12 protein-coding genes are annotated in these 12,120 nt (G+C 69.5%); 2 read left to right on the forward strand and 10 right to left on the reverse strand.

Annotated features, from left to right (window positions below):
- Positions 1 to 94: 94 nt before the first annotated feature.
- Together BA895_RS21425 and BA895_RS21430 are read left to right on the forward strand one after the other, a co-directional pair.
- On the forward strand, positions 95 to 1,234 hold the full coding sequence (locus BA895_RS21425; RefSeq protein ID WP_254666598.1) for a pyridoxal phosphate-dependent aminotransferase: 1,140 nt from the start codon (positions 95 to 97) through the stop codon (positions 1,232 to 1,234).
- Positions 1,235 to 1,292: 58 nt separating this feature from the next.
- Positions 1,293 to 1,664, forward strand: a complete 372-nt coding sequence (locus BA895_RS21430) for a RidA family protein (protein WP_070193916.1) — start codon at positions 1,293 to 1,295, stop codon at positions 1,662 to 1,664.
- On the opposite strand, the gene BA895_RS21435 is transcribed toward BA895_RS21430, so the two are convergent.
- The 10 genes from BA895_RS21435 to BA895_RS21480 form a co-directional block, all read right to left on the reverse strand.
- A complete protein-coding gene (locus BA895_RS21435) occupies positions 1,652 to 2,575 on the reverse strand; it encodes a LysR family transcriptional regulator (protein WP_083283637.1) in 924 nt (307 codons plus the stop codon). The two genes, BA895_RS21430 and BA895_RS21435, sit on opposite strands and share 13 nt — an antisense overlap.
- 88 nt (positions 2,576 to 2,663) lie before the next feature.
- A complete protein-coding gene (locus tag BA895_RS21440) occupies positions 2,664 to 3,509 on the reverse strand; it encodes an LLM class flavin-dependent oxidoreductase (RefSeq protein WP_083283638.1) in 846 nt (281 codons plus the stop codon).
- Complete coding sequence (locus tag BA895_RS21445) at positions 3,506 to 4,381, reverse strand: DUF4438 domain-containing protein (RefSeq protein ID WP_070193917.1); 876 nt, start codon at positions 4,379 to 4,381, stop codon at positions 3,506 to 3,508. The genes BA895_RS21440 and BA895_RS21445 overlap by 4 nt, the downstream gene beginning before the upstream one ends.
- Complete coding sequence (locus BA895_RS21450; protein WP_070193918.1) at positions 4,378 to 5,253, reverse strand: DUF4438 domain-containing protein; 876 nt, start codon at positions 5,251 to 5,253, stop codon at positions 4,378 to 4,380. The genes BA895_RS21445 and BA895_RS21450 overlap by 4 nt, the downstream gene beginning before the upstream one ends.
- Positions 5,254 to 5,295: 42 nt before the next feature.
- Positions 5,296 to 6,723 (reverse strand): metallopeptidase TldD-related protein, encoded by a 1,428-nt coding sequence (locus tag BA895_RS21455; protein WP_217493963.1) that lies wholly within the window; start codon positions 6,721 to 6,723, stop codon positions 5,296 to 5,298.
- Positions 6,723 to 8,231: a TldD/PmbA family protein gene (locus BA895_RS21460; RefSeq protein ID WP_083283639.1), complete on the reverse strand. Its 1,509-nt coding sequence runs from the start codon at positions 8,229 to 8,231 to the stop codon at positions 6,723 to 6,725. Before BA895_RS21460 ends, BA895_RS21455 begins: the two co-directional genes overlap by 1 nt.
- Position 8,232: 1 nt before the next feature.
- Positions 8,233 to 9,279, reverse strand: a complete 1,047-nt coding sequence (locus BA895_RS21465) for a D-2-hydroxyacid dehydrogenase (RefSeq protein ID WP_217493964.1) — start codon at positions 9,277 to 9,279, stop codon at positions 8,233 to 8,235.
- The gene (locus BA895_RS21470; protein WP_083283640.1) at positions 9,276 to 10,253 is read right to left on the reverse strand and encodes a Gfo/Idh/MocA family protein; all 978 of its coding nucleotides are present in this window, start codon (positions 10,251 to 10,253) and stop codon (positions 9,276 to 9,278) included. Before BA895_RS21470 ends, BA895_RS21465 begins: the two co-directional genes overlap by 4 nt.
- Positions 10,246 to 10,923: a GntR family transcriptional regulator gene (locus BA895_RS21475; RefSeq protein ID WP_070193920.1), complete on the reverse strand. Its 678-nt coding sequence runs from the start codon at positions 10,921 to 10,923 to the stop codon at positions 10,246 to 10,248. Before BA895_RS21475 ends, BA895_RS21470 begins: the two co-directional genes overlap by 8 nt.
- Before the next feature lie 48 nt (positions 10,924 to 10,971).
- Entirely contained in the window at positions 10,972 to 12,102 is a 1,131-nt protein-coding gene (locus BA895_RS21480; protein WP_070193921.1) for a Gfo/Idh/MocA family protein, read from the reverse strand.
- Between the last annotated feature and the right edge of the window lie 18 nt (positions 12,103 to 12,120).

Below are 12,120 nucleotides of genomic sequence, written 5' to 3' on the forward strand. Positions count from 1 at the left end.
TCGGAGGACCACCTCAATGAACCTTTCCGAGCGAGCCGTCGAATCGCAGCGGCTTCAACGGACGCATCTGCCCGGGCGCCGCGAGCAGCTGGGCATGACGGTCAGGGAGGCAGACCTCTCGTTGGGCCTGAACGGTGCCGGAGGCGGGCTTCTCGACACCACGCATTTCGACACCGTGCGGTTTCCTCCGCCCGACTGGGCCATCAGCACGTTCGCCGCGGCGGCCGCCGACGGCACGACGGCTTACACCGCGTATCGCGGAAGCGACGAGGTGCGCCGAGCCTGTGCCCGCTCGGTCTCGGGACTGATGGGTGTCGAGATCGACCCGTCGAGGAACATCGCCATCACGGCCGGCACCCAGAGTGCCCTCTTCGCCGTGCTGAGCGCCGTCGTCGATGAAGGTGACGTCGTCGTTCTCGCTGATCCCGAGTACCTGTTCGTCGAACGGATGCTGGCCTTCCTGGGCGCCGAGGTACGTCGGCTTCCGTTCGTCTCGACCACCTCAGGTCTGCAGCCCGACCTCGACCAGCTCGACCTGTACAGCAGCACGGGCATCAAGTTGTTCATCACCTCCAACCCCAACAACCCGACGGGCACCGTGCTCAGCCCGGGTTCCGTGGCCCGCCTGGCTCAGCTGGCCGTTCGCGACGACTTCCTCGTGCTGATCGACGAGCTCTACGCTCGTCTGGTCTACGACGACGTCCCCTACACCCATCTGGCGGCCCAACCGGGAATGGCCGACCGCACCATCACCCTGCTGGGAGGCTCGAAGACGGAGTCGCTGAGCGGCTACCGTGTCGGGGTCGTCGTCAGCTCGGCGCCCGTCATCGACGCTGTCGAACAGACTCTTGCGATGCTCTGCCTCCGGGCACCGGCCTACGCCCAGCACGTGCTGACCAGGTGGCTCGTCGACGACGGTGACTTCGTGGCCAAGCGCGTAGCGGAGCTGCACGACATCCGGCGCACCACGATCGAGCAGCTGCTCACCGTGCCGGGCCTGGTCGTCGCCGCCGGGTCGGGAACCGCCTACCTCTGGCCCGACGTGTCCGGGCTCGGTATCTCAGGCCTCGAGGCGGCCAGGGTTCTGCAGGAGAAGGCCGGCGTGGTGGTCAGCCCCGGCTACCAGTTCGGGCCATCGGGGAGCAACCATTTTCGCATCTGCTACGCCCGTGACGAACGGGAGTGGGCCGCCGCTCTCGAACGCATGACGGCCGCCTTGCGCGGGGAGTCCTGACCCAACCGCCCAATGATCCTGGGCACCGGCGAACAGTCGGTGACAGAACGGAGCAGCAATGAAGCAGGCCATCAGCGCAGCCGACGCGCCGGCACCCGCCGGCCCCTACTCGCAGGCGGTTCGGGCGGGCGACTTCCTGTTCGTGTCGGGGCAGGTGCCTCGCCGCGCCGACGGCACCTACGAACCTGCCGACGTGGCCACCGAGACCCGGCTGACGTTGCGCAACCTCTCGGCGATCGTCGCCGCGGCGGGCGCACGGCTCGAAGACTCGGTCAAGATCACCGCCTACCTCGCCGACGGCTCCGACTTCGAGGAGTTCAACCGGGCCTATGCCGAGTTCTTCGACGACACGCCTCCGGCGAGAACGACGGTGGTCGCGGGGCTGCGCCAGGTCAAGGTCGAGCTGGACGCGATCGTCTACCTGGGTTGATCGGCCGGTGGGCGACAGGTTCGCTCGAGCTCTGCCAGGGCCGCCGCGATCGCCGGACGTCCCTGCGACGACGACCTCCACACCCCGAAGACCCGGCGCAGTGGTGGTGACCGCACCGCCACCGCCCGAACGGTGTTGGGCAGCAGGCCCCGTCCCATCCGGGGTGCGAGGGCCACTCCGAGACCAGCGCCGACCATCTCCACCTGCGTGGCGTACTCACTGATCATGTGTCCGAGCGACACCCGGTCCGGCACCTCGCGAAAGGCGTGGAGCAGAAACTCGTGGGCCACCGAACCGGGCTCGAACAGCCACGGGTCGTTCACGAAGTCCTGGAGGGCGACGTCGCTGCTGGAGGCCAGTGGGTGAGCCGTGCTCACCAGTACGTCGGAGACATCGTCGCCGAGGTGTCGGGTCTGCACGTCAGTCGGTACGTCCATGGTCACGCCGATCCAGTCGTGCGCGAGAGCGAGGTCGGCACCTCCACCGGCCACCAGGTCTACGGCCCGATGCGAGCTGACCTCCAGCAGCCGCAGCTCGAGCTGTGGCCAGCGAGCCAGCAGCCGGCTCATCGCGATGGGGAGCACACCTCTGGCGGCACTGGGAAAGGCGGCGACGGTGAGCGTACCCGTCACCGTCTGAGCCGCCGCCTGCAGCGTGGCGTTCATGCTCTCGAGCTCGATGATGATGCGGCGGGCCGACAGGGCCAGGATCTCGCCGGGTGGCGTCAGGGTCGCGCGCCGGCCGCCACGCTCGACCAGACTCTGGTGAAGATCGCGTTCCAGCCTGAGGATCTGTTGTGAGACGGCAGAGGGGGTGTACCCGAGCGCGACGGCGGCCGCAGAGATCGACCCATGAGCCGAGAGCGCCTCGATGGCCCGCAGACCGGCCAGACTCACCGCAACCTGCGACACCGGGCACCCCCGTCATGGTCATGGTCACCCAGGCCGGGAGCACGCGACGGCGCCATCGGTCGGCTCAGACCCTGAGTGAGAACCTGACTCAGACGCCGGCCCCGATGCGCTCGACGAGCTCGGCGTGCCAGCCGGGTTCGGGCTTCGCCGTCTCGATCCACCACGTTGCACCTGCGTCCACGTAGTCGGGCAGCTCGGTCATCAGCTGCCGGGGGTCATCGGTCACCTCGGCCCAGACGGCGAGGTCGAACGCAGAGGCTCCGGGCTCACGGTGGTCGGCCACGAGGTCACGAACGCCGGCGATCTGTTCGACAGAGGGTCGGGCCAGTCGGCCGTCGGCCCACGTGATGGGCACCGCGCCGTCCCACCGGGCCGCCCTGAGCATGGGCCGTCTGCGTGGCAGTGTGCCGCCGACCCAGATGGGAACTCGCGGCCGTTGCACCGGTGTCGGGGTGAAGCTCACCCCGTCGACCGTGTAGTGCTTGCCCTGGTGCGTGAAGGGTTCCCCGGTCCAGAGCCCCTCGAGTACCGTGAGCCCCTCGTCGAGCATCTCGGCGCGGATCACGGCATCCGCCTCGTCGCCGAAGAGGGCGAAGTCCCCTTGGGCGGGCGAGCCGATGCCGACGCCCAGCACGAGCCGGCCGTTGCTGATCCGGTCGAGGGTGGCCGTCTGCCGGGCGAGCACCGCGGGTCGTCGGCGAGAGATCGGCGTGATCATCGTGCCGATCGTGATGCGTTCGGTCGCGTCGGCGATCAGGGCCAGTACCAGCCAGGGGTCGAGGATGTCGGGGCCGACACCGTCGTTGCTGAACAGGATGTGGTCCCAGAGGAAGAACCCGTCGAAGCCCGCCTTCTCAGCCGCGACCCCGAGCTCGACGAGGTCGTGGGGGTCTACGGCGAAGTTGGGGGCAGCGAGTCCCCGTTTCAGCGTCACCGGCCGGCCAGCTCGGTGAGCAGGCTCGCGCTGACTCCAACATGGTCGTCGGGTCGCACCTCGAGCTCGACGGTCGCTCGTGGGGCCGAGAAGATCGGCATCATGCCCACCCCGTGGCCGGGGCGGGGGCTCGTCGTCGTCACCACGACTCCGAGTGTCACCCACCCCCTGCGGTACCCGGCGTTGCGCCGCACGTCGAGATCGGCGACCGCCACCAGGTCACCGATCGCCAGGCGATGCAACCCGAGCCGGTCGGCGTTGCTCGCGTCAACCTGAAGGTCGAGGTCCCACTGGTGGGCCGGCCGGCCGAGCCCGTTCCCCACGACCTCCGAGCCGACGACACCGCGCACCGTCGCCGAGACCTGTGCATCGCCGATGGTTACCCCGAGCCGAGGCAGGATGCCGGGGTCGACGTTGAGCAGCTCGGCCCCCCGCTCGGCGAGTGCCCCTGAGAGACCGGCCCCCTGACCGTAGGCCCGCACGGACATGGCGTCGCCGGGGACGATGGTGGCCAGGGTCTCGGGCGGGAACCAGGCCAGCACCCGACCCTGCTCGCCCCGTTTGCCGAGCACGACGCCGCCGGCGCCCGCGGCGGCGCCGCTGCGCACCGTCACCGCGTTGCCCAGGCAGGCGAACGCGGTCAGGGCGTACCGCGCGGCCGGGTCGGAATGGACCAGCGACACCGCGGCGCTGGCGTGATCGGTGTCGAAGGCGAAGACGCTGTCTCCGAGTGAGATTCCCAGCACAACCCCTCCGTCACCGATGGGCACGTAGGGGCGCCCATCGACATCGATGAGGTACGGGTTGTTGTCGAGACCGGGGTGCTCGACGACGCCGGCCACGTTGGTGGCCACGAGCGTGGGGGTGTTCATGAGAGGTCTCCCATCGTGGTCAGGGCCGAGGCAAGGTTGGCTGCGTCGTCGATGCGAACGTCGAACGCCGACGCCGGGCCCGACAGCAGGGTGCTCGGGCCCGGGCCGTGACCGAACAGCCGACAGTGACCGGTGCTGATCACCCCGATGGTCGTGAACCCGGGTCGGTGTCCACGGCCGAACCGGTGGTCCTGGTCGTCCAGCGCTACGAGGTCACCGACCCGCAGCCCCTCCAGGCCCAGCGAGAGATCCGACTTCTGCCCGGGGTAGGCCCCCATCAGGTCGGTGTTCGCGAACTCGGAGTACATCCCGGCGCCCGCCCCGACAGCCGCAGCGGGTACCCGCGTGGCCACGGGCACCCGCAGTCGCCCGTCGGCGCCGGTGTCGATGCCGAGAAGGTCGAGCAGGCCCGGGTCGGTGTTCTTGACCACGATGTCGGGATGCTCTGTCAGCCTCAGTCCCTGACCCCGGGCGTGCACGGTCACGGTGTCACCCACGGTGACTCCCGCGAGCGCCTCCTCGGCGAGATCGACCAGCACGTAGGCGTGTTGCCCGATGACCCGCCCGACGGCTCCCGCCGAGGGGCCGGAGCGGAGGGTGACCGCGTTTCCGACACAGGTGAGGAACTGCAGGGCCATGTTCGCCCGCTCGTCACGGTGACGCACGGAAAGGCCGGGCTCCAGGTGGTCGGCGGCGTAGCCGGTCGCCGGGTCGCCGGGGTGCACCCCGAGAGTGACGGCGCCCATGCCGGGCAGCAGGAAGGGGTGCCCGTCGGCATCGGTGCGATACCCGTGCCGGTCACCCAGCGCGGGCCACACCTCGCCGGTGAGCACCTGGGTCACCAGGCGGTCGCGGTTGCACAGCAGGGTCATTCCACTCCTCGGGGTCAGGCGGTCTGGGGTCGTCAGGACAGATCAGTGAGTCGGGGCGGCGCCAAGGCGGAACCCGTGCGCCCGGATGGCAGGAGCGGTGATGGCGCCGTTCCAGACGTTCATGACCGGCGAAGAGCGCCGGAGGTCACCGACCCCGTCGACCGAGGCCAACACCTCGAGAACCGACTGGGTGAACCTCATGCCACGAAGCGGGCGGCCGAGGCGCCCACCCTTGATCTCGAAGCAGGCGTCGCGGGTCACCCCCGTGATGGTGGTGGCCGTGGTGTCGACCGGACGGGTGTACCAGAACCGTTGGATGTAGACACCCTCGTCGACACCCGCAATCAGCTCGGCCTCGGTCGAGGTGCCCGCCGCCATCACGATGTTCGCGGCTCGCGTCTCCGGAACCTCCTCGCGGGCGATGTGCGCGTGACCGGTGGACCGAGACCGGGGGAGGGAGGAGGTGAGCACGCGAGCCGTGTGGAGGTCGAGCACGGGGGAGTCGACGACGCCGTGGTCGAGCAGCTGCACTCTCTGCTTGGGCACGCTCTCGATGTCGAAGCCGACCGGCAGGCCGATGTCGGCCAGAGCGTCGTCGGCGATGTCGACGGCTGCAGTGGCCACCTGCTGGCCACGAGACCGCGTCCAGAGCCCGACCCCTGCTGCGGCGAGCTCTCCGGAGAAGCCGAAGCTGGGGAGGAACTCGAGCAGCTCCGCCGTCGCCTCCGGGCCGAGCACCACCGTGTAGACGCCCGGCTCCAGGTCACCTCGACCCGTGCTCGCTGCGGCCTGCTGCAGGCCGGCCTCGATCGCGAGTCCGAGCTGCAGGCGCGAGCTCGATCGCCCGACGTCGACGAAGTGGCTCGTGCCGTCGTCGACGGTGAAGGTACAGCTCGCCAGCGCTTCCGTGGCGAGCGTCGCCCGTTCGACGCCGCCACTCGTGGCCGTCACGAGCGAGGTGGCCGCCCGCCCGAACATGCCGGCCACGGTGGCGCCACCCACCCCCGCGGCGATCATCGCCGCCCGCACCTGCTCGACCCGGGCGGCCTCGTCGAACGCCGCTGTGTCGTCGAACCAGAGCAACGAACGCGGCGGCCCGACCGGTCCGGTACCGAAGGTCTGACGGGTCGCGACCCGATGGCCGCCGGGCGCAGACGAGCCGGCGGCGATCGCCCTCGCGAACGAGGCGGCCGACGCCGCGGCCTGCGCGGCACCGGCCAGGCTGCTCGTGGAGGCGCGCGCCGCGTGGCCGTTCACGACCGCCCGCACCATCACCTGCACCTCGACGATGTCCTGCGGTTGGTGGATGCGGTCTCCGGCGAACCGGGTGTACTGCCCGTTGCGGCCGGTCAGGAACGCGTCGAACTCGTCGGCACCCGAACCGCTGACGACCGCAGTGAGGGTCTCGAGCGCGGCGTCGAGGTCGACGGCAGGCCCGAACGCGTCATCGCTCATCGGGGCTGTCGCCATCAGGCCACCCCGATCCGCTGGTCACGAACGAGGATGGGGGCCGCGCCATGGCTGAGGAAACCCCACTGCTTGGGTTCGCCCTTGCCGCAGGGGTAGCCGAAGTTGCGAACTTCCTCCGGGCCGGCCACGGCCTCGACCGAGCCCCAGAACTGGGGGGTCACCCCGCCGTAGCTGAAGTTCTTCAACAACCGACCTCTGCGTCCGCGTTTCACCTCGTAGGCCACCTCGGTTCCGAACTGGAAGTTGACCCGGCGGTCGTCGATCGACCAGCTGTGGTTGTCGTCCAGGTAGTAGCCGGTCCCGAGGCGCTCGAGCAGCTCGCTCAACGACCCGTGCCCCGGCTCGAGGTGCACGTGCGTGGAGAAGCAGACCGGAAGGTAGGCCCACCCGTCGGAGCGGGCCGCACCGGTCACCGGCAGGCCGGCCCGAGCAGCCGACTCACGCGAAGACAGGGTGTTGTGCACGATGCCTGCGACGACCAACGGGGTGCGAGAGGCGGGGGTCCCCTCGTCGTCGAACGCGAAGCTGCCCCGGGTGCCCGGCACGGTGGGATCGGAGGTGATGCTCACGGCGGCTGAGCCGTAGCGGAGCCGGCCGACGTCGTCGACACCGATGAACGAGGTTCCCGCGAAGTTCTGCTCGTCGCCGAGGATGCGGTCGAGCTCGAGGGGGTGCCCTGCCGACTCGTGGATCTGCAGCGACACCTGCTGGGCACCGATCACCAGGTCGGCGCGGCCGGGTGTCGCGACCGGCGCCGTCAGCAGCGCGACCGCCTCCTCGCCGACGCGGCCGGCGTTGGCGACCATCTCGAGGCCGAGCACGAACTCCCAGCCGGCCCCTGCAGTGTCGCCGTGGAAGGAGTTCGGGTAGCTGCGTCGCTGGATGTCGTGGCCGTCGGATGCCGTGGCGACCATCATCGCGCCCGACTCCATCAGGTGCTGGTGCTGGCGGGAGCCCTCGGTGTCGGCGTAGTGCCGATGCTGTCGCTTCGCGTTGACCCCGGCCTGGGCGTCTCGAACGGCGGCCGGACCGGTCATGGTGGCCATCACGTCTGCGAGCAGGCCGTGACGGCTCGCGTCGTCCACCGCGAACGGGTCGAGCCTGACCTCGGTGGCATAGCGACCCGAGATGCCCTCGCGAGCCGGCAGACGCGAGCGAGCGCCGACGCCGATACCGGCCCGAGCGACGGCGAGGGCTCGCCGAGCTGCCGCCGCCGGGTCGCCGGACGCTCCCAAGGGGCGGGACGCGAAGCCCCAGGCGCCGCCGACCAGCACTCGCACGCCGATCCCCACGTTGTACTCCCGGCGCTCGTCGGGGTCACCCTCGTGGCGGTGGTAGGCGCGAAGCTCCTCCGCCTCGACGAGCCTCACGTCAGCGAACTCGACGTCGCGGGGCAGCACAGCCAGCGCCTGCTCCAGCAGGCTCGTCGCCGACCCGTCGTCGGCGAGATCGCCCCAGTCGTGTGCCTGGCTGCGATCTGCCCCCTCGCCGTCGGTCTCGAGGGCCACCTCAGTAGCCTCGGCCGGCCTGGTAGACGTTCCGGAGCGGCTCGCCGCCCCGAAGTCGACGGAAGTTGTCGATGAACAGGTCGGTGAGCACCTCGTTCTCGACGGCGGCGGTGGAGGCCGAGTGCGGTGAGACCAGCACGTTCGGCAGGTCCCACAACGGTGAGGCGGACGGCAACGGCTCGACGTCGAAGACATCGAGCGCGGCGCCGCCCAGCTTCCTGGCCGAGAGCGCCTCGGTCAGGGCGTTCTCGTCGATCACCTGCCCCCGTGCAACGTTGACGACGATGGCTCCCGCGGGGAGCGCGGACACCCTCGAGGCGTCGATGAGGTTCTGGGTCTCGGGCGTCAGGGGAACCGCCAGCACGAGGATGTCGGTCGCCTCCAGCACGTCGTCGAGGTTCTCGATGTCGATGGTGGCTACGCCGTTCGGCAGGTCGTACGTGCTGCCCGAGCGACCGACGCCGGTCACCTGCACGCCGAGCGCATGGAAGACCGTGGCGACCTGGCGTCCGATGGAGCCGAGCCCGACCACGGTGGCTCGTCGACCGGCGAGCTGACCACTGACGTGTCGCTCCCAGTGGTGCTCACGCTGGCGCGAGACCAGCTGCGGCACGTCCTTGACGAAGTGCAGCACGCCGGTGACGGCGAACTCGGCGAGCGGTGCAGCGTGCGTGCCGGCGGCGGTGGTGAGCGTGAGCTCGCCACCATCCAGGCCGTACCGCTTCACGAAACCCCCGATCCCCGCGCTGGTCGCCTGCACCCACTGCAGCCTGGGGGCGTTGGTCAGCAGCTGTGCAGGATCGCGCCAGTCGAAGTCGAAGGCCACGTCGGCGGTCGCCAGCATCTGCAGCCACTCACGTTCCTGGGCCGGCGAGAGGGTCGGTGGCGTCCCGCCGTGGTCGTTGCCGTACCGGGGCACGGGGAGCAGCTCTGGCGCGTAGAGCACCTCGACGTCGGCGCTCTGCCTGATCCGTTCGACCAGCGCCGGCTCGAGTGGGGTCGAGATGAGAACCGAGGGGCGGTCGGGCAGCTGGGTGGGTCGGGTCACCGTGCTTCTCCTGTCGTGGCGGCGGCGCGAACGAGGTCGAGCGACCGAGCCTGCTGGACGGCATCCTGCACGGCGGTGTGTTGCGCCGTCGCCTGGCCGAGGATGACGGCGTTGATGTGGTCGATGGCGTGCCGGAACGCCGAGCCGGAGGCTGCCGGCCAGGTCTCGACGTGTTCCCGACCAACCCACAGCTCGACCGTGTCGCGGGCGGTGGGGTGGAAGGGGTTGGTCACTCGCAGCTCACCGGTCGTACCGACGATGCGGGTGAAGGTCGACATCGGGCGGCGCATACCGGCCGACATGATCAACCGCCGTGACTGCGGGAAGTCGACGACGGCCGCCATGTCGAGCTCTACTCCGCCGGGGCTCGGGGTGAGCGCGGTCGCAGCGTGCACCGGTTCCGAACCGAACAGGTGTCGGGCGAGGCGAAGGGGGTAGCACCCGACGTCGTACAGCGCCCCGCCACCGAGCTCGCGGCTCAGGCGGATGTTCCCGGTGGCACCGGTGATGTCGAAGTGGAACTCCGACACGATCTCGGTGAGGTCACCGATGCGTCCCTCGGCCACGAGGCGCTCCAGCAACGTGGTCTGGGGGTGGAACGCGAAGACGAACGACTCCCACAGCAGGTCATCAGGACCGACCGCGGCGACCAGGTGCTCAGCCTGAGCGGCGTTCAGGGCAATGGGCTTCTCGCAGAGCACCGCCTTGCCCGCTGCGAGGGCGGCGGCCGCCCAGACGGAGTGCTGGTCGTTGGGTAGCGCCACGTACACGGCGTCGACATCGTCAGCCGCCACTACAGACTCGTAGGTGCCGGCGCGCGTCACCCCGTTCTCGGCGGCCCATGTCTGGCCGCGGTTCTCCGAGCGACTGCCGACCACGGTGGCCACTCCGCCCGCTTCGCGCAGCGCGGGGAGGAACGCCTTCGCGGCGATGTTCGCCGTTCCCAGCACGCCCCATCTCATCGGATCAGGCATGGGTGGACCCCACGTAGTGGTCGCGCAGCGCGGCGACCGCAACCGTCGGGTCCTTGCGCCGGAACGAGGTCAGCAGCTTGCGATGCATGGCCACGGTCTCGTCCAAAGACATGCCCTGGCGATCCAGGGTCGAGCGCATCAGCGCACCCATCTGCCCGTTCAGCGTCGACCACAGCTCGACGAGGCGCGGATGCCCGCTGGCGTCCATGATGAGCCGGTGCAGCTCGGTGTCGAGCTCGACGATGCCCGACACGTCGTCTGTGTCGGCCGCGAGCTGCATCAGGTCGACCACGTCGCCCATGTCCGCGAGGAGACCGGGCCGCACCAGGTGCCACACGTCAGTCAGCGACGCCGACTCCAGCACGAACCGGGTGTAGCAGGCCTCGGCCACGTCTTCGGCCGACATCCGCGACACGATCGTGCGGCGTCTCGGCTGCACCTCGATCAGCCGCTCGGTCTGCAGCTCGCGCAGTGCAGCGCGAACGGTCGTGCGGGAGACGCCGAACTCCGCCGCCAGGTTCAGCTCCACCAGGGGCGTCCCGGCCGGCAGCTCGTTGCTGAGGATCTGGGACCGGAGAATGTCGTGAACCGACTCGGGCAGTGAGCGGTGCTGCAGCACCGCGCGCTGCCTGTTCCCGGGGCCAGGGGCGGTGATGGCAGAAGTGGTCATGAAGTTCCTTGTTGTCGCGAAGGCAGGTCGATGGGCTCTATCGTGACGTCAGCGCCCGTCGGCGGCGAGCGGGAAGTCCACCCAGGCGCGGGTGCGATGGGCCTGCTCGAACGCGTTGATCGTCTGCTGCACCAGGGCGCCCTGACGAAAGTCACCCTGGTTGACGGGTCCGCCTCCCAGGATCTCATCGGTGAAGTCACGCAGCACGTTGGAGTAGAACAGGAAGGGCCACGGCTCTTTCGAGGTGCCACCGGCGGGAAAGAAGCGCTCGGGAATGTCGCGCTCGACGAACTCGACGGAATCCTTCGTGGCCGTCCTGATCGTCTGGCAGATGCCGGCCTCCTCGACCAGACGCACGATGATCGCCCCCTCGGACCCGTAGATCCGCACTTCGATCCCCGGATAGTTCCCGACGGTCACGAACGAGGACTGCACGGAGGCGAGGCGGCCACCACCGAACTCGGCGATCCACATGTCACCGTCGTCGATGTTCACCCGCGTCATCTCGCCGGTCTCACGCACCACTCGGTTCGGCACGAAGTTGCGCATGGTGCCCACGACCGACTCCAGGGGGGCATCCATCCACCAGTGCATGATGTCGATGACGGGCGCCCCGTACCCCTCGATGGAGGACACCGCGATCTCTGCGTCGTCGTCGGTGGTGCGCAGCTGTCGCAGGGGAGTCTGCGGGTCCAGCCACTGGCTGTTCTGCTCGAAGGCGTTGAGCATGTAGGGCTCCCCGATGAAGCCCTGGGCGATCAGCTCGGCCGCGTACATGGTGGCGGGGGCGTAGCGGAACGTGAAGCCGAGCTTGGTCTTCAGGCCCTTGCTCTCGGCCAGGTCGGCTGCCGCGATGACCTGGTGATAGTCCGAGTGCACCGGCTTCTCGCACAACACGTGCTTGCCCGCCTCGAGCGCGGCCCACGAGACCTCGAAGTGCATCTGGTCGCCCGTCACCACATCGATGACGTCGATGTCGGGGTCTTCCACCAGACGGCGGTAGTCGCTCTCGAGCCGCTCGATCCCGAACTCCTTCCCGGCGCTGGCGAGGGCTTCCGCGTCGGTGTCGGCGAGCCCGACCACCTCTACGCGCGGGTCACGCTGCCAGCCGGGAATGTGCGAGCGGGTGGCCCAGCGACCGGTGCCGATAACGCCGACGCGAAGCTTTTTCTCTGACACGGTTTCTCCTTTGACGAT

The organism is Humibacillus sp. DSM 29435 (assembly GCF_001758225.1).
Classification (GTDB): domain Bacteria; phylum Actinomycetota; class Actinomycetes; order Actinomycetales; family Dermatophilaceae; genus DSM-29435.

Bases quoted from the DNA above. Each gene is read 5' to 3' on its own strand.
- BA895_RS21425 (WP_254666598.1), top strand. From the start codon at position 95: ATGACGGTCAGGGAGGCAGACCTCTCGTTGGGCCTGAACGGTGCCGGA.
- BA895_RS21450 (WP_070193918.1), bottom strand. From the start codon at position 5,253: ATGACCCTGCTGTGCAACCGCGACCGCCTGGTGACCCAGGTGCTCACC.
- BA895_RS21455 (WP_217493963.1), bottom strand. From the start codon at position 6,723: ATGGCGACAGCCCCGATGAGCGATGACGCGTTCGGGCCTGCCGTCGAC.
- BA895_RS21470 (WP_083283640.1), bottom strand. From the start codon at position 10,253: ATGCCTGATCCGATGAGATGGGGCGTGCTGGGAACGGCGAACATCGCC.
- BA895_RS21430 (WP_070193916.1), top strand. From the start codon at position 1,293: ATGAAGCAGGCCATCAGCGCAGCCGACGCGCCGGCACCCGCCGGCCCC.
- BA895_RS21445 (WP_070193917.1), bottom strand. From the start codon at position 4,381: ATGAACACCCCCACGCTCGTGGCCACCAACGTGGCCGGCGTCGTCGAG.
- BA895_RS21475 (WP_070193920.1), bottom strand. From the start codon at position 10,923: ATGACCACTTCTGCCATCACCGCCCCTGGCCCCGGGAACAGGCAGCGC.